Here is a 24,051-nt window from a genome sequence, read left to right on the forward strand (position 1 = left end):
AGGAGCCCTTTTTTATGCCTGCCGTTTATGTCCGACGATCAGCGCTTGGCGGCGATGGCGTCCACGGATTCGCGGATCAGCGCCGGGCCCTTGTAGATGAAGCCGGAGTAGATCTGCACCAGGCTCGCGCCGGCAGCGATCTTCTCGGCCGCATGCTTGCCTTCGGTGATACCGCCCGCTGCGATGATCGGCAGTTTGCCGCCCAGCTCGGACGCCAGCACTTTCACGGTGTGGGTGCTCTTCTCACGCACCGGCGCACCGGACAGACCGCCCGCCTCGTCACCGTGTTCCATGCCTTCGACGCCCACGCGGCTGAGGGTGGTATTGGTGGCGATTACCGCGTCCATCCCGGTTTCGATCAGTGCTTGCGCGACTTGCGCGGTTTCTTCGTCGGTCATGTCCGGCGCGATCTTGATTGCCAGCGGTACGTGTTTGCCGTGGCGCAGGGCCAGTTCGGCGCGGCGTGTGGCCAGATCTGCCAGCAATTGCTTGAGCGAATCGCCGAATTGCAGGCTGCGCAGGCCCGGGGTGTTCGGCGAACTGACGTTGACCGTGACGTAACTGGCGTGGGCGTAGACCTTGTCCAGGCAGATCAGGTAGTCATCCACCGCACGCTCGACCGGGGTGTCGAAGTTCTTGCCAATGTTGATCCCCAGCACGCCCTTGTATTTGGCCGCCGCCACCCGCGCCAGCAGGTTATCCACACCGAGGTTGTTGAAACCCATGCGGTTGATGATCGCCTCGGCTTCCGGCAGGCGGAAAATCCGTGGTTTCGGGTTGCCCGGCTGCGGACGCGGGGTCACGGTGCCGATTTCGACAAAACCGAAACCCAGTTGCGCAAAGCCGTCGATAGCCGCGCCGTTCTTGTCCAGACCGGCCGCCAGACCGACAGGGTTCGGGAACTGCAGGCCCATCACGTTCACCGGCAACGACGCCGGCGCCTTGCACAGCAAGCCGTTGAGGCCCAAACGCCCGCCCGCGCCGATCAGATCCAGCGACAGATCGTGGGAGGTTTCCGGGGAAAGTTTGAACAACAGCTGACGGGCCAGGGTGTACATGGGCGGCTATGACTCGGGCGGCGAAAAGAGGCGGCGATTATAGCCGGGCATCGCCCTGCCGCGCGAGGCGCATGCGCAAATCCGCTGCGCTGGCATATGCCTTGCACCTGCTCCTGCATCAGCCCGCAGGCCAATGACGGCAGGCGGGCAAGGACAATGGCGTCGTCACCGGGATTTGCCTCGACAAAGTCCGGGACGGCGTTTTTTTTGAGGGTGGCTTTCATGACTCAAACCTCCGTCGGGCCACTGGCCTGGGTCAACGGCAGCGATGCCCCGGAAAAAAGCGCGATCAACCTCGGCTTCATGGCCCTGAGCGACTGCGCTTCGGTGGTGGTCGCCGCCACGCAGGGCTTTGCCCAGCCTTACGGCCTGACCCTGAACCTCAAGCGCCAGAGCTCATGGGCCAACCTGCGGGACAATCTGGTCAGCGGTGAACTCGATGCCGCCCACAGCCTTTACGGCCTGATCTACGCAGTGCACCTGGGCATCGGCGGCGTTGCTTCCACCGACATGGCAGTGCTGATGGGGCTGAACCAGAACGGTCAGAGCCTCAACCTGTCCCACGGCTTGCAGGGGCTGGGCGTGACCGGTCCTGAGGCACTGCACCGTCATGTGCACCAAACCCGCGCAAGGCTGACCTTCGCCCAGACCTTCCCCACCGGCACCCATGCCATGTGGCTGTATTACTGGCTGGCGAGTCAGGGGATTCATCCGTTGCAGGATGTCGACAGCGTGGTAGTGCCGCCGCCGCAAATGGTCGCGCACCTGCAGGCCGGTCGCATCGACGGCTTCTGCGTCGGCGAGCCGTGGGCCGCCAGTGCCGTGCAGCAGGATCTCGGTTTCACCCTGGCGACCAGCCAGACCATCTGGCCCGATCACCCGGAAAAAGTCCTCGGCTGCACCCGTGCCTTCGTCGAGCAATACCCCAACACCGCCCGGGCGCTGGTGATGGCGATCCTCGAAGCCAGCCGTTTCATCGAAGAAAGCCCGGAAAACCGCCGCAGTACCGCGCAACTGCTCAGCGCCGCCGAGTACCTCGACGCTCCGGTTCCCTGCATCGAACCGCGTTTTCTCGGCGACTACGACGACGGTCTGGGCAACCGCTGGCAGGATCCGCACGCCCTGCGCTTTCACGGCGATGGTGCGGTGAATCTGCCGTATCTGTCGGACGGCATGTGGTTCATGACCCAGTTCCGCCGCTGGGGTTTGCTGCGCGATGACCCGGACTACCTCGCCGTCGCCCGTCAGGTGCAGCAACTGGCGCTGTACCGCGATGCCGCCAGCGCGGTCGGTTTGCCGGTCGGCACCGAAGATCTGCGCAGCAGTCAGTTGATAGACGGCAAGGTCTGGGACGGCAGCGACCCGGTTGCCTACGCCCGAAGCTTCAAATTGCATGCATTGAGCGACCTCGCTCCTCTTCTCGCCCACCGCTGACAGGAGACCGCGAACATGCTGCGCATTCTGCTGATCAACGACACGGCGAAAAAAGTCGGCCGCCTGAAAGCCGCGCTGACCGAGGCCGGTTTCGAGGTCATCGACGAGTCCGGCCTGACCATCGACCTGCCCGCACGCGTCGAAACGGTGCGCCCGGACGTGATCCTGATCGATACCGAGTCACCGGGCCGCGATGTGATGGAACAAGTGGTGCTGGTCAGCCGCGACCAGCCCCGGCCGATCGTGATGTTCACCGACGAGCACGACCCCGGCGTGATGCGTCAGGCGATCAAGTCCGGAGTCAGTGCCTACATCGTCGAAGGCATTCACGCACAACGCCTGCAGCCGATTCTCGACGTGGCCATGGCCCGCTTCGAAAGCGACCAGGCACTGCGTGCGCAGCTTCAGGCCCGCGACCAGCAACTGGCCGAGCGCAAGCGCATCGAACTGGCCAAGGGGCTGCTGATGAAAATGAAGGACTGCAACGAAGAAGAGGCCTACACCCTCATGCGCCGCCAGGCCATGAGCCGCCAGCAGAAACTGATTCAGGTGGCGGAGCAGATCATTGCCATGAGCGAGTTGCTTGGCTGAGCTGGCACAGATCTCGCTAAGCAATCCCTACAGGTAACCAACGGCGGTTGCCCCACCCACGACAAAGACGTCGCTCACCTTCTTCGCCCCTTTCGGCGATCCGGGTAGCGGCGTTTTTGCGTTTTGGCCCCATTGACCGGGGCCGGTGGTGCGGCCGTGGCGGCGCCCCACTGTGCTGGTTCTGACTCCTTCTCGAGATTCTCTACCGCTGAGGTGCGCGATGAATAAAAGCTTCTGGAAAACCGGCCACACCCCGACCCTGTTCGCGGCCTTCCTGTATTTCGACCTGAGCTTCATGGTCTGGTATCTGCTCGGCCCGCTGGCGGTGCAGATTGCCGCCGACTTGCACCTGACCACCCAACAGCGCGGCCTGGTGGTGGCCACGCCGATTCTGGCCGGGGCCGTGCTGCGCTTTGCGATGGGCATGCTCGCCGATCGCCTGTCGCCGAAAACCGCCGGGCTGATCGGTCAGGTGATCGTGATTGGCGCGCTGTTCGGTGCCTGGAAACTCGGCATCCACAGCTATGAACAGGCGCTGCTGCTTGGCTTGTTCCTCGGCATGGCCGGCGCTTCGTTCGCCGTAGCGCTGCCGCTGGCCTCTCAGTGGTATCCGCCCGAGCATCAGGGCAAGGCGATGGGCATCGCCGGGGCCGGCAATTCCGGCACCGTGTTCGCGGCACTGATCGCCCCGGTACTGGCGGCGGCGTTCGGCTGGAGCAATGTGTTCGGTTTCGCCCTGATTCCGCTGATCCTGACCCTGGTGCTGTTTGCCTGGCTGGCGAAAAACGCGCCGGAGCGACCAAAAGCCAAATCCATGGCCGATTACTTCAAGGCCCTGGGCGACCGTGACAGTTGGTGGTTCATGTTTTTCTACAGCGTCACCTTCGGCGGCTTCATCGGCCTGGCCAGCGCCCTGCCCGGCTACTTCAACGACCAATACGGCTTGAGCCCGGTCACCGCCGGTTACTACACCGCCGCCTGCGTGTTCGGCGGCAGCCTGATGCGCCCGCTGGGCGGCGCGCTGGCCGACCGATTCGGCGGGATTCGCACATTGCTGGCGATGTACACGGTGGCGGCGGTCTGCATCGCGGCCGTCGGCTTCAACCTGCCCAGTTCCTACGCGGCGCTGGCACTGTTCGTCTGCACCATGCTCGGTCTCGGCGCGGGTAACGGCGCGGTGTTCCAACTGGTGCCGCAGCGCTTTCGCCGGGAGATCGGCGTGATGACCGGGCTGATCGGCATGGCCGGCGGCATCGGCGGTTTCGCGTTGGCAGCGGGCATGGGTGCGATCAAGCAAAGCACCGGCAGCTATCAACTGGCGCTGTGGTTGTTTGCCAGCCTTGGTGTGTTGGCATGGTTCGGCCTGCACGGGGTCAAGCGTCGCTGGAGAACCACCTGGGGTTCGGCGGCCGTGACCGCTGCCCGGGTCTGAGGCCCGAATGGCCCTGCAACTGAGCTTTGCCGAAGCCAGCGCCACCGGCCCGCGCACGGAGAATCAGGACGCCTTGCGCCTGGTCACGCCGGCCCCGGCGCTGGCTGCCAGCAAAGGGTTTCTGTTCGCCATCGCCGACGGCGTCAGCCAGTGCGCCGATGGTGGTCTGGCTGCGCGTTCGACCCTGCAGGCGCTGGCGCTGGACTACTACGCCACCCCGCAGACCTGGAGCGTGGCCCAGGCACTGGATCGCCTGTTGCTCGCGCAAAATCGCTGGCTGCAAGCCAATGGCGGCGGCCAGCCGTTGCTGACGACGATCAGTGCATTGGTCCTGCGCGGCAGACGCTTCACGCTGGCGCATGTGGGGGACTGTCGAATCTATCGATGGCACACCGACACCCTGCAGCGGATCACCGAGGATCATGTCTGGGAACAGCCGGGCATGCAGCACGTGCTCAAGCGTGCACTGGGCCTGGATCAGCATCTGGTACTGGATTTTCTCGACGGTGAACTGTGTGAGGGCGAAAGCTTCGTGCTGCTCAGCGACGGTGTCTGGGCCACGCTCGGCGACACGGCCATCGCCGGCATCCTGCGTGATCAACCGGATCTGCACAGTGCGGCACAAACGCTGGTCAACGCCGCGCATCTGGCCGGCAGCCAGGACAACGCCAGCGCCCTGCTGGTGCGTGTGGATGCCGTGGGGGAAGCGAGCATCGGCGATGCGCTGATCCAGTTGCAGCAATGGCCCCTGCCCCCGCCGCTCAAACCGGACCAGAGCTTCGAAGGCTGGCAAGTGCAAGGCAGCGTCGGCCAGAGCCAGCAATCGTTGCTGTATCGCGTCCTCGATGGCCAAGGCCAGGCGTGGCTGTTGAAGACCTTGCCCACACGGCTGGCGGACGATGCCCACGCAGGCCAGGCCTTGCTGGCGGAGGAATGGTTTCTCAAACGCGTGGCCGGGCGACATTTCCCTGAAGTCCATGGCGCCAGTCAGCGTCAGCATTTGTACTACGTGATGCGTGAATATTCGGGGATCACCCTGGCGCAGCTGTTCGAGCAACGCGGGCCGCTACCGCTGGCTCAGTGGCAGGATGTGGCCGAACGCCTGTTGCGGGCCATCGGCCTGCTGCATCGACGGCAGATACTGCACCGCGACATCAAACCGGAGAACCTGCTGCTGGGGGACGACGGCGAGTTGCGCTTGCTGGATTTCGGTCTGGCGTATTGCCCCGGCCTTTCGCAAGACACGCCGTCAACCTTGCCCGGCACTCCTAGCTACATCGCCCCGGAGTCCTTTCGGGGTGATGCACCCGAGGCTCGTCAGGATCTGTATGCGGTGGGCGTGACGTTGTATTTCCTGCTCACCGGACACTTCCCCTACGGAGAAATCGAAGCCTTCCAGCGTCCGCGTTTCGGGGTGCCGGTGAGTGCGGCGCGTTATCGGCCGGATCTGCCGGAATGGCTGGCGCAGTGTCTGGAACGTGGCGTCTCGGCCGATCCGTTGCAACGCTATGAAACCGCCGAGGAATGGTTGCTCACGCTGGAGCAGGGTGAACGCCGCAGCCTGAATGTACGCCCTCGTCCTTTGCTCGAACGGGAACCGCTGAAGGTCTGGCGGACATTGGCGTTACTGGCGCTGCTGGGCAATCTGGTGCTGCTGTTTCTGTTGTTTCATGGCTGACTCGTCGCTCCATTAACGGGCAAGCCGCATCCAATCGGTGCAGAAAACACAATGACTCTCCGGCCAATCTCGGCGCAATCTCAATGAACTCAAGGCTCAGCGCGACTTGGCACAACCACTGCATTATCGTTTTCAACTGACATAAAGCCCGACCTTCAACGACGAAGGCCAGGCTTCCCGAGAGAACGGGACAAGGACAAAGGCGTCCTCGCCAGGTAACTGGCGGGACGCCTTTTTTGTTTGCGCCATTTTTGTCGAGCAAGGCCTGACTGCCCACAAGAGGCAAGCCCGAAGCTCCCCGGAGAACCTGATGAAAAAACTCAAACTGGTGATGATCGGCAATGGCATGGCCGGGGTCCGTACCCTGGAAGAACTGCTCAAGCTGAGCAACGAGCTGTACGACATCACGGTCTTCGGCGCCGAACCGCACACCAACTACAACCGCATCCTGTTGTCGCCAGTGCTGGCCGGCGAGCAGACCTTCGAAGAGATCGTGCTCAACGACCTCGACTGGTACCTGCAAAACAACATCAAACTGCTGCTCAACCGCAAAGTGGTGGAGATCGACCGGGTCAAGCGACGGGTGATCGCCGAGGACGGCACCGAGGCCGAATACGACCGCCTGCTGATCGCCACCGGCTCGACCCCGTTCATCCTGCCGATCCCCGGCAATACCTTGCAGGGTGTGATCGGTTACCGCGACATCGCCGACACCCAGGCCATGATCGACACCGCCAAGACCCACAAGCACGCCGTGGTGATCGGCGGCGGACTGCTCGGCCTCGAAGCGGCCAACGGCCTGATGCTGCGCGGCATGCACGTCACAGTGGTGCACCTCGGTGAATGGCTACTGGAACGGCAACTGGACAAGACCAGCGGCCAGCTCCTGCAAACCGCCCTCGAATCCCGTGGCCTGCACTTTCGTCTGTGCGAACAGACCCAGGCCCTGCACGACGCCGGCAACGGCCGGGTCGGCTCGGTGCAGTTCAAGAACGGCGACATCATCCCTGCCGATCTCGTCGTCATGGCCGCCGGCATTCGCCCCAACACCGAACTCGCGGAAAAGGCCGGCATCCCGTGCAATCGCGGGATTCTGGTCAACGACACCCTGCAGACCTACGACCCGCGCATCTATGCCATCGGCGAATGCGCCAGCCATCGTGGAATCGCCTACGGTCTGGTGGCGCCACTGTTCGAACAGGCCAAAGTCTGCGCCAACCACCTGGCGCAACTGGGTTTTGCCCGCTATCAGGGTTCGGTGACGTCGACCAAATTGAAAGTCACCGGCATCGACCTGTTTTCCGCCGGCGACTTCATGGGCGGCGAAGGCACCGAGACCATCACCCTCTCGGACCCGATCGGCGGGGTGTACAAAAAACTGGTGATCAAGGATGACGTGCTGGTCGGCGCCTGTCTGTACGGCGATACGGCAGATGGCGGTTGGTATTTCCGGCAGATTCGTGAGAATCACGCCATCGGCGAGATCCGTGATCACCTCATGTTCGGAGAAAACGCACTGGGGGATGTAGGACATCAGGGCCAGGACAAAGCCATGAGCATGGCCGACAACGCCGAAGTCTGCGGCTGCAACGGCGTGTGCAAGGGCACCATCGTCAAGGCGATTCAGGAACACGGCCTGTTCAGCGTTGATGAAGTGAAGAAACACACCAAGGCGGCCAGCTCCTGCGGCTCCTGCGCCGGTCTGGTCGAGCAGATCCTGATCAACACCGTCGGCGGTGCGGCGGACGTCAAACCGAAAAGCGAAAAAGCCATCTGCGGTTGCAGCGACCTCAATCATGGCCAGATCCGCCAGGCCATTCGCGAGCAGCACCTGTTGACCATCGCCGGCACCATGAGCTACCTCAACTGGCGCACCCCGAACGGCTGCGCCACCTGCCGCCCGGCCCTCAACTACTACCTGATTTCCACCTGGCCCGGCGAAGCCAAGGACGATCCACAGTCGCGCCTGATCAACGAGCGGGCCCACGCCAACATCCAGAAGGACGGCACCTACTCGGTGGTGCCTCGGATGTGGGGCGGTGTGACCAACCCGTCGGAACTGCGGCGAATCGCCGACGTGGCGGACAAATACCAGGTGCCGATGGTCAAGGTCACCGGCGGCCAGCGCATCGACTTGCTGGGGATCAAGAAGCAGGACCTGCCCGGCGTGTGGAAAGATCTCGACATGCCGTCCGGCCACGCCTACGGCAAGTCGATCCGCACCGTGAAAACCTGCGTCGGCAGCGAGTTCTGCCGCTTCGGCACGCAGAATTCGACCCAGTTGGGCATCGACCTCGAACACGACCTGTTCAACATGTGGTCGCCGCACAAAGTGAAGCTGGCGGTCTCAGGATGTCCGCGCAACTGCTCGGAAGCGGGGATCAAGGACGTAGGAATCATCGGGGTCGATTCCGGTTGGGAGATGTACATCGGTGGCAACGGCGGGATCAAGACCGAAGTCGCCGAGTTCTTCGTCAAGCTCAAGACCGCCGAGGAAGTGCGCGAATACAACGGCGCGTTCCTGCAACTGTACCGCGAAGAAGCCTTCTACCTCGAACGCACCGTGCACTATCTGCAACGGGTCGGTATGGAGCACATCAAGAAAGCCGTGCTGGAAGATCCCGAGCGCCGCAAGGCCCTGAACGAACGCCTGCAATTTTCCCTGTCGTTCGAACAGGACCCGTGGAAAGAGCGCCTCGCCCAGCCGCAACTGAAAAAAGAGTTCGACGTGATTCCCGTGAAAAACCTGGAGGTGCCGGCATGAACTGGCTCGATATCTGTGCCCTGGAAGAGATCAATGCCCTCGGTTCGCGGATCATCGCCGGGCCCAAAGGTGACATCGCGATCTTTCGTACAAGCGACGACGAAGTTTTCGCACTCGATGACCGCTGCCCGCACAAAGGCGGCCCACTGTCCCAGGGCCTGATCTACGGCAAGCGCGTGGCCTGCCCGCTGCACAACTGGCAGATCGACCTGCAATCCGGCGAAGCCCAGGCGCCGGACGTCGGTTGTGCGCACCATCACCCGGCCCGGGTCGAAAACGGCCGCGTACAACTGGCCCTGCGGGACGCCGTCTGATGAACCGCCAGATGACCGCCTCGACCTGCTGTTATTGCGGGGTCGGCTGCGGCGTGCTGATCGAGCATGACGGCGAGCGCATCCTCGGCGTCAGCGGCGATCCGGCGCATCCGGCCAACTTCGGCAAACTGTGCAGCAAAGGCTCGACCCTGCACCTGACCGGTGATCTGGCGGCGCGGGCGTTGTATCCGGAATTGCGCCTGGGCAAAGGCCTTGCGCGCAGCCGCTGCGACTGGGACACCGCGCTGGAACACGCCGCCAATGTGTTCGCCGACACCATCGCCGAACACGGCCCCGACAGCGTGGCGTTCTACATCTCCGGGCAGTTGCTGACCGAGGACTACTACGCCTTCAACAAGCTGGCGCGGGCGCTGGTCGGCACCAACAACATCGACAGTAATTCGCGGCTGTGCATGTCTTCAGCGGTGGTCGGCTACAAACGCAGCCTCGGCGCCGACGCACCACCGTGCAGCTACGAGGACCTGGAACTGAGCGACTGCGTGATGATCGTCGGCAGTAACATGGCCTACGCCCACCCGGTACTGTTTCGTCGGCTCGAAGAGGCCAAATCCCGCCGTCCGCAGATGAAAGTCATCGTCATCGACCCACGGCGCACCGACACCTGTGATTTGGCCGACCTGCATCTGGCGATTCTGCCGGGCACCGATGTCGCTTTGTTTCATGGGATTTTGCATCTGTTGTTGTGGGAAGACTGGATCGACCGCGATTTCATCAAGGCGCACACCGAAGGACTTGCCGAGCTGAAGAGCCTGGTGCGTGATTACACGCCGGCGATGGTTTCGCAGCTGTGCGGGATTACTGTCGAGCAGTTGCAGCAATGCGCCGAATGGGTCGGCACCGCGCCGAGTTTCCTGTCGCTGTGGTGCATGGGCCTGAATCAGTCCACCGCCGGCAGCGCGAAGAACAGCGCCCTGATCAACCTGCATCTGGCCACCGGGCAAATCGGCCGGCCCGGTGCAGGACCTTTCTCCCTGACCGGTCAGCCAAATGCCATGGGCGGGCGGGAAACCGGCAGCCTCTCCAACCTGTTGCCCGGTCATCGTGAGACTGCCAACCCGGAGCACCGCGCAGAAGTGGCGGCGTATTGGGGTGTGGATTCGCTGCCGGAAAACACTGGTCTAAGCGCCATCGAACTGTTTGAACAGGTGCGCAACGGCAAGATCAAGGCGTTGTGGATTGCCTGCACCAACCCGGCGCAATCGATGCCGGACCAGAACGCCGTACGCGCAGCGCTGGACGCCTGCCCCTTCGTGGTGTTGCAGGAAGCGTTTCGCACCACCGAAACCGCAGCGTTTGCCGACCTGCTGTTGCCGGCGGCCAGCTGGGGCGAGAAGGAAGGCTCGGTGACCAACTCCGAGCGGCGCATTTCCCACGTCCGCAAAGCCATTGTCGCTCCGGGTGAAGCGCGACCGGACTGGGCGATCACGGTGGATTTCGCACAACGACTGGAGAAACGTCTGCGCCCGCAACAGCCGGGTCTGTTTGCGTTCGAGCAACCGGGTCAGTTGTTTGACGAGTACAAACAACTGACCCGGGGGCGGGATCTGGATTTGTCCGGGATCAGCCATGGATTGATTGATGAGCTTGGGCCACAGCAATGGCCCTTCCCCGCTGGCGCCCGCAAAGGCACTGCCCGGTTGTATGGCGACGGAATCTTTCCTACGGCCAACGGGCGCGCGCAGTTCGTTACCGATCCCTATCGCGCCGCCAAGGAGCAACGGGACGCACGCTTTCCACTGACCCTGATCACCGGTCGCCTGCGTGATCAATGGCACGGTATGAGCCGCACCGGCACGGCGGCGCAGCTGTTTGGTCATGTCAGCGAAGCCGTGTTGAGCCTGCACCCGGACGAATTGCGCCGGCACCGTTTGCAACCGGGGAATCTGGTGAATTTGAAGAGTCGCCGGGGAGCGATGATCGTGGCGGTCGCCAGCGATGACAGTGTACGTCCGGGCCAGGCCTTTCTGCCGATGCACTGGGGTGACCGCTTTCTCAAGGGCGGCGTGAATTGCCTGACCCTGCCCGCATTCGATCCCTTGTCGAAACAACCGGAACTCAAACACAGCGGTGTACGCCTGGAGCCGGTGAATCTGCCCTGGCAGCTTTTCGCACTGATCGAGGGCGATGTTCAACGGCACTTCGAGGCGCTTCGACCGCTGTGTGAGGCGTTTTCCTACGTCAGCCTCAGCCTTGTCGGTCGCGAGCGTCCGGCGTTGCTGATACGCGCTGCCAGCGTCGCTGCGCCCGATCCGCAATTGCTGCGCGAAATCGACCAGTGCCTGGCTCTGATCGAGGGCCCGGTGCTGGCCTATGACGATCCGCGCCGGGCCATCGGCAAACGGGTACGCATCGAGAGCGGGCGAATCACGGCAATCCGCCTCGCCGGCGAGACCCTCGCCCAGCATTGGCTGCAAGGCCTGTGGCTGGAGGGCCGCGCAGATGAACAACTGCGGCGCTGGCTGCTGGCGCCGATGAGCGCGCCGCCAGGCAATGCCGGCGTGCAAAGCGTTGCCGACAAGACCTTGTGCAATTGCAGGAACGTCAGCCAGAGCGCGGTCTGCGCCGGGATTCGTGAAGGTCTGGATTTGCAGGGTTTGAAAAACACACTGGGCTGCGGCACGCAATGCGGTTCCTGCGTCCCGGAAATCAAGCGTTTGCTGGCCGCCGAAGCACGGCCGGTCGCCGTTATCTGAAGAGGAAAACACCATGAACGCAAAAGTCTGGCTGGTGGGCGCAGGTCCTGGCGACCCTGAATTGCTGACGCTCAAAGCCGTGCGTGCCCTGCACGAAGCGGATGTGGTGCTGATCGACGATCTGGTCAATGACGCAGTGCTGGAGCACTGCCCTGGCGCGCGGATCATTCCGGTCGGCAAGCGCGGCGGCTGCCGCTCGACGCCTCAGGCATTCATTCATCGGCTGATGCTGCGTTATGCGCGCCAGGGCAAATGCGTGGTTCGCCTCAAGGGTGGCGATCCCTGCATCTTCGGCCGTGGCGGCGAGGAAGCGCAGTGGTTGCGTGAGCGCGGAGTTGAAGTGGAACTGGTCAATGGCATCACTGCCGGGCTGGCCGGGGCAACGCAGTGTGATGTTCCGCTGACTTTGCGCGGCGTGGCGCGGGGTGTGACGCTGGTCACCGCGCACACGCAGGACGACAGCCAATTGAACTGGCAGGCCCTGGCACAAAGCGGCACGACGCTGGTGATCTACATGGGAGTAGCCAAACTCAGCGAGATTCGTGAGCAATTGCTGGCAGGCGGGATGGCGATGGAGACGCCGGTGGCGATGATCGAGAACGCATCCCTGCCGCAGCAGCGGGAATGCCGGAGCGATCTGACGGGGATGGAGGAAGCTGCCAGCAGGTTCCAGCTCAAGAGCCCGGCCATTCTGGTGATTGGTGCGGTGGCAGCCTCTGCGGCCCGACCCGGTTTGCTCGCCAGGTCAGCCAATCAGTCAGCCTGATCCTTACGGCTTTCACCAAATCGCAGACAAAGAAAAGCCCGGCATAAGCCGGGCTTTTCTCAAAGCAACGAGCTAATTACTTAGCTTGAGCTTCAACCTGAGCTTCTACGCGACGGTTAACGGCGCGGCCAGCTTCGGTTTTGTTGTCAGCAACTGGACGGGTTTCGCCGTAGCCAATCGACTGAACGCGGGACGATTCAACACCGTACTGGTTAACCAGAACTTGCTTAACGGCGTTTGCACGACGCTCGGACAGTTTCTGGTTGTAAGCGTCAGGACCGACGGAGTCAGTGTGACCTTCAACAGTGGTGTGAGTCGATGGGTACTGCTTCATGAAGTCAGCCAGGTTCTTGATGTCAGCGTAGCTGTTTGGCTTGACGACCGACTTGTCGAAGTCGAACTTCACGTCCAGCTCTACACGAACAACTTCAGCAACTGCCGGGCAGCCATCAGCGTCAACAGTTACGTTGGCCGGGGTGTTCGGGCACTTGTCAACGTTGTCGCAAACGCCATCGTTGTCGCTGTCGGAGCAGACTTCAGCTGGTGCTGGAACTGGAGCAGCAGCAGGCTTGTTGCCGCCACCGAAGTTCACGCCCAGACCGATTACTGGAGCGTAGTTCCAGCGACCGTTGTCCAGTTTGTAGTCAGCGTCTACACCAGCACGGGCGTAGAAGTTTTCAGCGAAGTAGTACTTAACGCCAGCGCCAGCGTTCAGGTAGGTCGACTGGTCGCGACCGGTGTGGCCGTCAGCGGCTACGTTGGTCAGGCTGCCGTGCTTCACACCGCCAGCAACGTAAGGACGCAGAGCGTCACCAGCGTTGTTGAAGTGGTACTGAGCGATCAGGCCGAAGTTGTCGCCATCCAGCTTCTGGCTGCCAGTGCCGTCGTTCGAACGGGTGTGGTTGTTCTTGTCGTAGGTGAAGTTCAACGACACGTCGTCGGTCAAGAAGTAACCGATAGAGGCGCCTGGGTTGAAGCCGTCTTCGACATGGTTAACGCTGTCGTTGTACTGCTTCTTGTAGAACAGTTCGCCTTCAACTGCGCCTTGGCCTTGTGCCAGTGCGCCGAACGAAGTAGCGGCAATCAAAGAACCAATGGCCAAGCCCAAGGTGTTTTTCAGTTTCATCCGTTAAATCCCCATCTGGTGATTGTGAAGCAGTCCCGCAAACCGGGGGACAACTCGGCGGCAAGTCTATCAGAACTTGCCTACACGTAAGAGATATTTGCGCCGAACTAAGTTTCAGCAATGCCTGCAAATTTCTCACGCAATTTATCTAGAGCACGTTTGTACCGCATTTTTGTAGCACTCAAACCCATGTGCATGATGTCTGCGATCTCCTGAAATTCCAGCTCTGCGACAAAACGTAGCACCAGAATTTCACGGTCAATCGGGTTCACATACACCAGCCAGCGATCAAGTCCGCCCTTCTCCTCGGGTTTCGGCGCCTTTTCTTCGGACGCTTCCTCGAGGGGGTCAAGACTCAGTGCGTCCATCAAGCGACGCTTTCGCCGTTCCTTCCGATACTGCGTGATGCATTCGTTGTAAGTGATGCTATATAGCCATGTCTTGAACTTCGATTTCCCCTCGAAGTTCTTCAGGCCGTACAGCACCTTCAGCATCACTTCCTGACAGACATCGTCTGCGTCGCGATCGTTCCCAAGATACCGCGCACAAACGTTAAATAGTGTTCGCTGGTAACGCCGCATCAGTTCTTCATAGGCGCGCGTCACGTGAAACAGCTCGGTATGCGAGCGCGCGACCAACTCCTCGTCAGAGAGCTCGCGGGGGTCGTAGCGCGTGGATAGCGTTTGGGCTTTATTCAAAACAAGTCGTGCCGACAGTCAGGTCAATGTCCACCGCTGCCAGCATCAGCTGGCATTTTGCGGCGGCATACATTAGCAGGGTTTGCCGGATTAGCGGCTACTCACATGCTGTTCCAGCAGGATCCGATTGGAGAGAGAGACTAGCTCACCCTCATCGGTCAGCAATGTGGTCTTAACCGTGCCGATCTCCTCGATCTGGCCTTCGACCTCGCCAACACGCACTTGTTGCCCAACCTGATACAACTCACGCACATAGATTCCCGCAAGAATCTGACCGGCAATTTCCCGGCTTCCCAAACCCATGGCCAGCGCAACCGCCAGACCAACGGTAATCAATACAATGACGATCACATGGTTCAGCAGGTCGGTCTTGACCTCGAGCTGACTGATCGCGACCGAGATACTGATGATGATCACCAGGCCCTGAGCAATACGCCCAAGTCCTGAAGCGTAGTCCAGTCCGACGCCTTCTGCCGCACCGCGCACCAGACCGTTGGCCAGTTGCGCCAGCAATACACCCACCAGCAACACCAGCGCGGCGCCGAAAACTTTCGGCACATATAGCGCCAACATATCCAGCGTAGCTGAAACTCGCTCAAGCCCAAGAGATTCTGCCGCAGAAACCAGGAAAATCAGCAGAACGAACCAGTAGACGATTTTTCCGATCAGGGTTGAGATCGGCACTTGCAGTCCCGCACGGGACATCAATTTGGTCAGGCCGGTGCCGCCCATCAGGCGGTCGAGGCCGAGTTTGGCGAGCAACTTGGACAGCAAGGTGTCCAGCAGCTTGGCCACGACGAAGCCCAACAGCAGCACCACCAGTGCGCCGAACAGGTTCGGGATGAAATTAGCGACTTTGGTCCACAACGCAGTCATTGCCGTGACGAGGCTCTGAGTCCAGAGATCAAGTTCCATATTCAATCAGCCTTATCAGCAGTGCGAGCGTTAGTTTTACGGAGACGGGAAACCGGCGCGACATGAGCCGAGCCGTTGTTCAGGGCGATCATCAGCGCGGGCAGCCAGCGGCCCAGCAGGCTGAACAGATCACCGGCGCCGACCTGGCGGTTGGCGGTTTTGAGTACGCGACCCAGGCAGGCATCGTCGTCGCGACCGGACGGCGAGGCGTTGAGCATGTCGCGCAAAGACTGTTCAAACGGATCGTGCATACGCACCTCTCGTGATGTCTGTGAAAGACGCGGGCAGATTTGGTCGGGTCACATGGCGCATCGTCATACCCAGCGCAAACGGCGGAACAACCACCATTGTCCAAGGGCCACCAGAACCATCAGCAGGCACGCCACCAGGAAGCCGTAAGGGTTTCCGGAAAGCGGAATTCCGCCAACGTTGATCCCCAGCAGGCCGGTGAGAAAACTCATCGGCAGAAAGATCCCGGTGATGATCCCGAAGCGGTACATGGTGCGATTCATGCGCACGCTCAAACGCCGGTCTTCGGTGTCCAGCACAAGCCCCACGCGCTCTCGGGTCAATTCGAGCTCTTCGAGATAGCGGGTCAGGCTGTTGTTCAATTCGTTCCAGTAGTCCGCGTCGTCATCGACGAACCACGGCAGTTTGATCCGCGTCAGCTGTCCGAAAATATCCCGCTGCGGTGCGAGAAAACGCTTCAGTCCGGCCGCCCGGCGACGGATGTGCAAAACGGCTCCGTGCTCGGGGGTATACCGTTCGTCGGCATCCAGCTTTTCTTCCTCGTCATCGACCACTTCCGAGAGGCAAGTGACCAGATCCTGCACCTTGTTGGTGAGGTATTGGGCGAGATAGAGAATGAGTTCGGACGAGGTTTTCGGGCCCTTGCCCTCCCCCAGCATCGCCAGCAGTTCATCGGTGGCGCGCAAGGGGCGCAGACGCAGGGAAATCACACGCTGGGCCGACGCGAAAATCCGCACCGAGACCATGTCTTCCGGCTCGGCACCTGGATTGAGGTTGACCCCGCGCAAAAACAGCAGCAATTCGGAATCGGGCAACGGCAGCAGCCGCGGGCGCGTGTTCTCTTCCAGCAGCAGATCGCAGGTGAATTCGTTGAGTCCACTGGACTTGCGCAGCCAGGTCTGGGTCTGCGGATGACTGCGATCCCAGTGCAGCCACAGGCTTTCATGGGCCTGCAGCTGCAGATCGTCGAGTTCAGTCCGGGCTATCGAACGCGCACCGCCTTTACCGTCCAGCACCAGGGCATGCACCAGCCCCCATTGCGCGTTTTCTTCCTCGAACATCCTCACCCCGGTAGTTGCCGCGTTTTATTCAGGCATTTTCAGCGGGCTCGGCGAGATGATCACGCCGTTGTTGTCCGCATAAATGTATTGGCCCGGATGAAAGGTGACACCTGCAAAGGTCACCGGCACGTTGAGATCGCCGATACCGCGCTTGTCAGTCTTCATCGGGTGGCTGGCCAGTGCCTGCACGCCGAGATCGGTCTGGGCGATGACATCCACGTCACGGATGCAACCGTAGATCACCAACCCCTCCCAACCGTTCTTCGAGGCCTTGTCGGCCAGCATGTCGCCCAGCAGCGCTCGCCGCAGGGAACCGCCGCCATCGACCACCAGCACCTTGCCGTTGCCCTTGAGTTCGACCTGTTCCTTGACCAGCGAGTTGTCTTCGAAGCATTTGATGGTCACGATTTCGCCGCCGAAGGAATCACGGCCGCCGAAATTGCTGAACATCGGTTCCAGCACCTGCACCAGCTCCGGATAGGCGTCGCACAGGTCAGGCGTAAGGTAATGGTTCATCGAATAACTCCTGTAACAAGGAAGACGATCAAGGATGTCGCACTCTTTTGAAACGAGATCCGGCGGTCGCTGTTTACCTTAGTTCATGCAATGGTCGCTGAGCGAACCTGAACACAAGCTGAAACGTAATAGCGAAACAGTCACCAAATGTGACCGGAACCGTCCAATGCGTCATATCTTAGCCGCAAGCCGACTCGAACGAAATGCCCTTTTCAGAGCCCTCCGCTCATCCTGCCGCCGCCAGATCCTCCTTTTCGCCGACCAATGGCGTGTGCTGATCCGCCAGCCAGCGCGCCACCAGCGGCCAGACTTCAGCCTGGGCAGCCTTGCTCACCAGCATTTCGACATGGCCGAAATTTTCGCTGAAGCCCTGCTCGCGCCCCAGATTGATGAATTGCTTGTGCTCGGAGCCAATCTGCTCGAACAACTTGCGACAGGCCCAGGCCGGGTCCTGATGATCCCCAGCCGCCGTCACCGCCAACACCGGCACCTGGACGTCGGCAAGCCCTGCCCACCAATCCTTGTCCTTGTCACCGAAGCGCCCGAACAGGCCGTACCAGCGCATGCTTTCCAGCGCCAGACCGATCGGTTCGTCTTCCGGGCCACGCTTGAGCCGCGAGCCGGACAACTGGGCAAAACGCTTGAGAATGAAGCGCCCGCTCCACTCCACCGGTGGAATCTTCAGCGGCCAGTAAGTGCGACTGACCTGCGTGCCGAAAAACGCTGCCGACGCCACGGCCGGCTCACCGAGGTATTCGCCGCCCAGCGCTGCCGCAAGCGTAATGCCGCCCAGCGAATGACCGATCCAGTGCGGAATCTGCCCGCTCTGTTCACGCACGAACGCGGCGATGGCCGGCAGATCGTAACGGGCGTAGTCGGCGACGCGGTTGCGGCGATAGTCCTCGTTACGCTGGGACATGCCGTGGCCACGCATTTCCGGGATCCACACATCGAAACCCAGTCGGGTCAGATAGGCGCCCAATCCCAGGCCTTTCGGGGAAAACCAGAAGCGTCGGTTGGAGAAGCTGCCATGCAGCAGGATCACCGGCACACCGCGTGTCGCCGGCTCATCGGCCATGCCGAGACGGGTTACCGCGATTTCCACGGACCAGTCGGGGCTGTTGCCCGGTTTCAAACGGTAGATGTCTTCGCTCAGATCACCGCGGCGTTCGGCGCTGATCAGAGCGACAGGAAAAAGGTTGCTGCTGCTTTGCATAATGCTCTTGCACAAAAAAGGGCGGCATCCGGAGAGCTCGCCCTGTTTCAATCTTAAAGCCCCGGCCCGGTTCAGCAGGCCGAGGCTTCATTCACGGCTTATTCCGCCTGACCTTCGGCCAGGAAGAACCAGGTTTCCAGCACGGTGTCCGGGTTCAGGGAAACGCTTTCGATGCCCTGTTCCATCAGCCACTTGGCCAGGTCCGGGTGGTCCGAAGGACCCTGACCGCAGATACCGATGTACTTGCCGGCCTTGTTGCACGCGGCAATCGCGTTGGCCAACAGCTTCTTGACCGCCGGATTACGCTCGTCGAACAGGTGCGCGATGATCCCGGAGTCACGGTCCAGGCCCAATGTCAGTTGGGTCAGATCGTTGGAACCGATCGAGAAACCGTCGAAGAATTCGAGGAATTCTTCAGCCAGGATCGCGTTGGACGGCAGTTCGCACATCATGATCACGCGCAGGCCGTTATCGCCGCGCTTCAGGCCGTTTTCGGCCAGCAGATCGACCACCTGGCTGGCTTCGCCCAGGGTACGGACGAACGGCACCATGATTTCGACGTTGGTCAGGCCCATCTCGTTGCGCACGCGTTTCAGTGCGCGGCACTCGAGTTCGAAGCAGTCACGGAACGATTCGCTGATGTAACGCGAAGCGCCACGGAAGCCCAGCATCGGGTTTTCTTCTTCCGGCTCGTACAGCTTGCCGCCGATCAGGTTGGCGTATTCGTTGGACTTGAAGTCCGACAGACGCACGATGACCTTCTTCGGTGCGAACGCAGCGGCCAGAGTGCTGATGCCTTCGACCAGTTTCTCGACGTAGAAGCCGACCGGATCGTCGTAACCGGCGATGCGCTTGTCGACGCTTTCCTTGATGTCCTGCGGCAGGCCGTCGTAGTTCAACAGCGCTTTCGGGTGCACGCCGATCATGCGGTTGATGATGAATTCCAGACGGGCCAGGCCCACACCGGCGTTCGGCAGCTGCGCGAAGTCGAAGGCGCGGTCCGGGTTACCGACGTTCATCATGATCTTGAACGGCAGCTCCGGCATGGCGTCCACGGAGTTCTTCTTGATGTCGAAGCCCAGTTCGCCTTCGAAGATGTAACCGGTGTCGCCTTCGGCGCAGGACACGGTCACGCCCTGGCCATCCTTCAGCAGTTGGGTGGCGTTGCCGCAGCCGACGACTGCAGGAATGCCCAGCTCACGGGCGATGATCGCCGCGTGGCAGGTACGGCCGCCACGGTTGGTGACGATGGCGCTGGCGCGTTTCATGACCGGTTCCCAGTCCGGGTCGGTCATGTCGGAGACCAGCACGTCGCCCGGCTGCACTTTGTCCATTTCCGACACGTCGCGGATGATCCGCACCTTGCCCGCGCCGATGCGCTGACCGATGGCACGACCTTCCACCAGCACGGTGCCGGTTTCCTTCAGCAGGTAACGTTCCATGACGTTGGCCTGGGTGCGGCTCTTCACGGTTTCCGGACGGGCCTGCACGATGTACAGCTTGCCGTCGTCACCGTCCTTGGCCCATTCGATGTCCATCGGGCAGCCGTAGTGCTTCTCGATGATCATCGCCTGCTTGGCCAGTTCGCTGACTTCGGCGTCGGTCAGGCAGAAACGTGCGCGGTCGGCCTTGTCGACATCGACGGTCTTCACGGAACGACCGGCCTTGGCCTCGTCGCCGTAGATCATCTTGATGGCCTTGCTGCCCAGGTTGCGACGCAGGATCGCCGGACGACCGGCCTCCAGCGTGCCCTTGTGGACATAGAATTCGTCCGGGTTCACCGCGCCCTGTACGACAGTTTCACCCAGGCCGTAGGCGCCGGTGATGAACACCACGTCACGGAAGCCGGATTCGGTGTCGAGGGTGAACATCACGCCGGCGGTGCCGGTTTCCGAACGCACCATGCGCTGCACGCCAGCCGACAGGGCGACCAGTTTGTGGTCGAAGCCCTGGTGCACGCGGTAGGAGATGGCACGGTCGTTGAACAGGGAAGCGAACACTTCCTTGGCGGCGCGGATGACGTTTTCCACGCCGCGGATGTTCAGGAAGGTTTCCTGCTGACCGGCGAACGAAGCGTCCGGCAGGTCTTCGGCAGTGGCGGAGGAACGCACGGCCACGGCCACATCGGGATTGCCGGCGGACAACGCGGCGAACGCGGTGCGGATCTCGGTGTTCAGTTTTTCAGGGAATTCGGCTTCCATGATCCATTGGCGGATCTGGGCGCCGGTCTTGGCCAGCGCATTGACGTCATCGACGTCCAGGGCGTCGAGAGCCTTGTGGATCTGGTCGTTGAGGCCGCTCAGCTCGAGAAAGTCGCGATAGGCCTGCGCGGTGGTGGCGAAACCGCCGGGGACCGACACACCGGCACCGGCCAGGTTGCTGATCATCTCGCCCAGGGATGCGTTCTTGCCCCCCACATGCTCAACATCGTGTTTGCCGAGCTTATCGAGGGAAACTACGTACTCTACCAAGGTGATCTCTCCACTAACTGTGTTGGAAAAGCTCAGAAACCGGCGGCTCGGGGGAGCATCGGCCGGTTGTATGGCCTGGACCTGGAAAATAAGTGAGAATGCGGGCCATCGGCGGCCGACAAATCGCGCCTATCATATCCAGAAATACTCATTAGCTTAAGGCCCAAGGTGCAAATGAAACGATCTGCTTTCTTTATCTCCGATGGCACCGGCATTACTGCCGAAACCCTGGGTCAAAGCCTTCTGGCGCAGTTCGAAAACATTACCTTCACCAAACTCACGCGGCCCTACATCGACAACGCGGACAAAGCGCGGGCCATGGTACAACAAATCAACAAAGCCGCTGAAACCGATGGTTTCCGGCCGATCATCTTCGACACCATCGTCAATCAGGACATCCGTGAGATTCTCGCAACCTCCAATGGTTTCATGATCGACATTTTCTCGACGTTCCTCGCCCCGCTCGAACAGGAACTGACCGAGCATTCTTCCTACACCGTCGGCAAATCCCACTCGATCGGCCACAACTCCAACTACATGGAGCGGATCGAGGCGGTGAACTTCGCCCTCGACAACGACGACGGCGCGCGCACCCACTATTACGACAAGGCCGACCTGATACTAGTGGGGGTGTCGCGTTGTGGTAAGACGCCGACGTGTCTGTACATGGCGATGCAGTTCGGCATCCGCGCGGCCAACTACCCGCTGACCGAAGACGACATGGAACGCCTGCAATTGCCAGCCGCCCTGCGCGCCCACCAGCACAAGCTGTTCGGCCTGACCATCGATCCGGACCGCCTCACCGCGATCCGCAACGAACGCAAGCCGAACAGCCGCTATTCGAGCTACGCCCAGTGCGAATTCGAAGTGCGTGAAGTGGAAAACCTGTTCCGCCGCGAAAACATCCCGCACATCAACTCCACGCATTTTTCCGTGGAAGAGATTTCGGCGAAGATCCTCGTGGAAAAAGGCGTGGAACGGCGGTTCAAGTAACCCCGACGCACCCAACCTGTCCGCAGGCTGAATGAAGTCTCACAAGCCCGGCCCCGGGCCGTGTTTTTTACGCCTCTGTAACATTCCGAAATATACAATCCGCGCAAGTTGCGTATCCGGCCACAAACCGGATGCGCCAACCCTCTCGGCCCGTTGAATTCAGCGGGCCCGCAGCATCCAGCCTCCCCATTGAAGTCAAGGAGTGAGCGTCCGTTCATTCCCGGGTGCGCCGTGCAGTCTGAAGCTACGCTCAGACTGCCGCGACTCCATTCAGAGCACTGCAGGAATCACTGCTTATGAATAAAGTGTTCCGTCACTACATACCGGCCTCGACCCGACGCCTGCTGCCCAATCGCTGGGACTTGATCGCCATGCCGCTGGTGATCGGCTTCCTGCTGTTTTTCTCGATCGGCGCCCGGGAAACCTGGGCCCCGATCGGCACGCTGCAAAGTGAGGTGGTCTCACTCGACCCGGCCAACCTGCCGGAATACGCCATGCGCACCACTTTGCGCATGCTTGCGGCGATGGTCGCGGCACTGGTGTTCACGCTGCTCTACGGCACGCTGGCCGCGAAAAGCCGCCGGGCCGAAAAACTCTTGGTGCCGGTGCTGGACATCCTGCAATCGGTGCCGGTGCTGGGTTACATCTCCTTCACCGTGACCTTTTTTCTGTTGCTGTTTCCCGGCCGGGTTCTGGGCGCGGAATTCGCCGCGATTTTTGCCATTTTCACCAGCCAGGCGTGGAACATGACGTTCAGCTTCTATCAGTCGCTGCGCATGCTGCCGGGGGATCTGGTGGAGGTGTCGACCAACCTGCAACTGTCCGGCTGGCAGAAATTCTGGAAGCTCGACGTGCCCTTCGCGATGCCCGGACTGGTCTGGAACATGATGATGAGCATGTCCGGCGGCTGGTTCTTCGTGGTGGCCTCGGAAGCGATCACCGTGGGTGACCAGACCATCACCCTGCCGGGGATCGGCTCGTTCCTGGCATTGGCCATCGCGCAAAAAGACATGCACGCGGTGGGCTACGTCATCCTGACGATGATTGTGGTCATCCTGATCTATGACCAGTTTCTGTTCCGCCCGCTGGTGGCCTGGGCCGACAAGTTCCGCATGGAAAACACCGCCTCGCAGACCGCTGCGCCGGAGTCCTGGGTACTTAATCTGATCCAGCGCACCCGGATGATCCAGCGCATTCTGCGTCCGATCAGCCGCGCCATCAGCCGCCTCGGCAACATGCGCCTGAACCTGCCGCGCACGGCGCGCAAGGTCATGACCTCGGAAAGCCCTGCCACCACCAAGGCCATCGACTGGATCTGGGGCTCGTTTATCGCACTGCTGACCGCTTATGCGCTCTATCACATCGTGCTGTATGTCGGCACGGAAGTGACGTTCGCCGAAGTCGGGCATGTATTGCTGCTAGGGCTGTACACCCTGTTGCGGGTCGCCGGGCTGATCTTTATCGCCTCGCTGATCTGGGTGCCGCTGGGCGTGATGATCGGTCTGCGTCCGGCCCTGGCGGAAAAGATCCAGCCGCTGGCGCAGTTTCTCGCGGCATTTCCGGCGAACCTGTTGTTCCCGGTATTCGTCATCGTAATCCTGCGCTACCAGTTGAACCCGGACATCTGGCTGAGCCCGCTGATCGTGCTCGGGACGCAGTGGTACATCCTGTTCAACGTGATCGCCGGGGCCAGCGCCTTCCCCAATGACTTCAAGGAAGCCGCCGCCAACTTCCGTATTCGCGGCTGGCTGTGGTGGCGCAAGGTGATGCTGCCGGGGATCTTCCCGTACTACGTGACCGGCGCCATCACCGCTTCGGGCGGCGCGTGGAACGCCAGCATCGTCTCCGAATTCGTTTCCTGGGGACAGGACAAGGTGGTCGCCCATGGCCTCGGTGCCTATATCGCGCAAACCACAGCCGCTGGTGACTTCCCGAAAATCACCCTCGGCGTGGTGGTCATGGCGTTCTTCGTCGTGGCCTTCAATCGCCTGGTCTGGCGGCCGATGTACGCCATGGCCGAAAACAAACTTCGCCTGAACTGACGGGATTCGATGT

19 protein-coding genes are annotated in these 24,051 nt (G+C 61.1%); 10 read left to right on the forward strand and 9 right to left on the reverse strand.

The window, feature by feature from the left end; all coding sequences use genetic code 11:
- Positions 1 to 38: 38 nt before the first annotated feature.
- Positions 39 to 1,058 carry a quinone-dependent dihydroorotate dehydrogenase gene (locus M5B98_RS24570; protein WP_011333259.1) on the reverse strand — a complete coding sequence of 340 codons (1,020 nt, stop codon included), beginning with the start codon at positions 1,056 to 1,058 and terminating at the stop codon, positions 39 to 41.
- Between the two features lie 222 nt (positions 1,059 to 1,280).
- Between M5B98_RS24570 and M5B98_RS24575 the strand changes: the two genes are divergently transcribed.
- The 8 genes from M5B98_RS24575 (at position 1,281) to cobA (ending at position 12,751) form a co-directional block, all read left to right on the forward strand.
- Positions 1,281 to 2,492 carry a CmpA/NrtA family ABC transporter substrate-binding protein gene (locus M5B98_RS24575; protein WP_248744259.1) on the forward strand — a complete coding sequence of 404 codons (1,212 nt, stop codon included), beginning with the start codon at positions 1,281 to 1,283 and terminating at the stop codon, positions 2,490 to 2,492.
- A gap of 15 nt (positions 2,493 to 2,507) precedes the next feature.
- On the forward strand, positions 2,508 to 3,083 hold the full coding sequence (locus M5B98_RS24580) for an ANTAR domain-containing response regulator (protein ID WP_134826004.1): 576 nt from the start codon (positions 2,508 to 2,510) through the stop codon (positions 3,081 to 3,083).
- Positions 3,084 to 3,303: 220 nt separating this feature from the next.
- Complete coding sequence (locus tag M5B98_RS24585) at positions 3,304 to 4,515, forward strand: nitrate/nitrite transporter (RefSeq protein ID WP_248744260.1); 1,212 nt, start codon at positions 3,304 to 3,306, stop codon at positions 4,513 to 4,515.
- 7 nt (positions 4,516 to 4,522) lie between these two features.
- Positions 4,523 to 6,193 (forward strand): bifunctional protein-serine/threonine kinase/phosphatase, encoded by a 1,671-nt coding sequence (locus M5B98_RS24590; RefSeq protein ID WP_248744261.1) that lies wholly within the window; start codon positions 4,523 to 4,525, stop codon positions 6,191 to 6,193.
- A 310-nt stretch (positions 6,194 to 6,503) separates the two neighbouring features.
- On the forward strand, positions 6,504 to 8,957 hold the full coding sequence (nirB, locus tag M5B98_RS24595; protein WP_085732400.1) for a nitrite reductase large subunit NirB: 2,454 nt from the start codon (positions 6,504 to 6,506) through the stop codon (positions 8,955 to 8,957).
- Entirely contained in the window at positions 8,954 to 9,271 is a 318-nt protein-coding gene (gene nirD, locus M5B98_RS24600; protein WP_007951992.1) for a nitrite reductase small subunit NirD, read from the forward strand. The genes nirB and nirD overlap by 4 nt, the downstream gene beginning before the upstream one ends.
- A complete protein-coding gene (locus tag M5B98_RS24605; protein ID WP_248744262.1) occupies positions 9,271 to 11,985 on the forward strand; it encodes a nitrate reductase in 2,715 nt (904 codons plus the stop codon). Before nirD ends, M5B98_RS24605 begins: the two co-directional genes overlap by 1 nt.
- Before the next feature lie 13 nt (positions 11,986 to 11,998).
- Positions 11,999 to 12,751, forward strand: a complete 753-nt coding sequence (gene cobA, locus M5B98_RS24610) for a uroporphyrinogen-III C-methyltransferase (RefSeq protein WP_248744263.1) — start codon at positions 11,999 to 12,001, stop codon at positions 12,749 to 12,751.
- Positions 12,752 to 12,827: 76 nt separating this feature from the next.
- Here cobA and M5B98_RS24615 read toward each other — a convergent pair whose 3' ends face one another.
- The 8 genes from M5B98_RS24615 to ppsA all read right to left on the reverse strand — a co-directional run bounded on the left by M5B98_RS24615 (position 12,828) and on the right by ppsA (position 21,003).
- Entirely contained in the window at positions 12,828 to 13,877 is a 1,050-nt protein-coding gene (locus tag M5B98_RS24615) for an OmpA family protein (RefSeq protein WP_085711904.1), read from the reverse strand.
- Positions 13,878 to 13,984: 107 nt separating this feature from the next.
- A complete protein-coding gene (gene sigX / locus M5B98_RS24620) occupies positions 13,985 to 14,575 on the reverse strand; it encodes an RNA polymerase sigma factor SigX (protein ID WP_011333251.1) in 591 nt (196 codons plus the stop codon).
- Between the two features lie 90 nt (positions 14,576 to 14,665).
- Complete coding sequence (locus tag M5B98_RS24625; RefSeq protein ID WP_065259736.1) at positions 14,666 to 15,490, reverse strand: mechanosensitive ion channel family protein; 825 nt, start codon at positions 15,488 to 15,490, stop codon at positions 14,666 to 14,668.
- A 2-nt stretch (positions 15,491 to 15,492) separates the two neighbouring features.
- On the reverse strand, positions 15,493 to 15,741 hold the full coding sequence (locus tag M5B98_RS24630; protein ID WP_248744264.1) for a CrfX protein: 249 nt from the start codon (positions 15,739 to 15,741) through the stop codon (positions 15,493 to 15,495).
- A gap of 63 nt (positions 15,742 to 15,804) precedes the next feature.
- Entirely contained in the window at positions 15,805 to 16,800 is a 996-nt protein-coding gene (locus tag M5B98_RS24635; RefSeq protein ID WP_085711903.1) for a zinc transporter ZntB, read from the reverse strand.
- Between the two features lie 24 nt (positions 16,801 to 16,824).
- Positions 16,825 to 17,316, reverse strand: coding sequence for a ribonuclease E activity regulator RraA (gene rraA, locus M5B98_RS24640; RefSeq protein WP_085711902.1), 492 nt, complete (start codon positions 17,314 to 17,316; stop codon positions 16,825 to 16,827).
- 226 nt (positions 17,317 to 17,542) lie between these two features.
- A complete protein-coding gene (locus tag M5B98_RS24645; protein WP_248744265.1) occupies positions 17,543 to 18,532 on the reverse strand; it encodes an alpha/beta fold hydrolase in 990 nt (329 codons plus the stop codon).
- 98 nt (positions 18,533 to 18,630) lie between these two features.
- Positions 18,631 to 21,003, reverse strand: a complete 2,373-nt coding sequence (gene ppsA, locus M5B98_RS24650; protein ID WP_085711900.1) for a phosphoenolpyruvate synthase — start codon at positions 21,001 to 21,003, stop codon at positions 18,631 to 18,633.
- Between the two features lie 174 nt (positions 21,004 to 21,177).
- Between ppsA and M5B98_RS24655 the strand changes: the two genes are divergently transcribed.
- Complete coding sequence (locus M5B98_RS24655; protein WP_085711899.1) at positions 21,178 to 21,996, forward strand: pyruvate, water dikinase regulatory protein; 819 nt, start codon at positions 21,178 to 21,180, stop codon at positions 21,994 to 21,996.
- A 296-nt stretch (positions 21,997 to 22,292) separates the two neighbouring features.
- Positions 22,293 to 24,038 carry an ABC transporter permease gene (locus M5B98_RS24660; RefSeq protein ID WP_119428409.1) on the forward strand — a complete coding sequence of 582 codons (1,746 nt, stop codon included), beginning with the start codon at positions 22,293 to 22,295 and terminating at the stop codon, positions 24,036 to 24,038.
- Positions 24,039 to 24,051: the final 13 nt, after the last annotated feature.

The organism is Pseudomonas sp. MWU12-3088 (assembly GCF_023242405.1).
GTDB lineage: Bacteria > Pseudomonadota > Gammaproteobacteria > Pseudomonadales > Pseudomonadaceae > Aquipseudomonas > Aquipseudomonas kribbensis.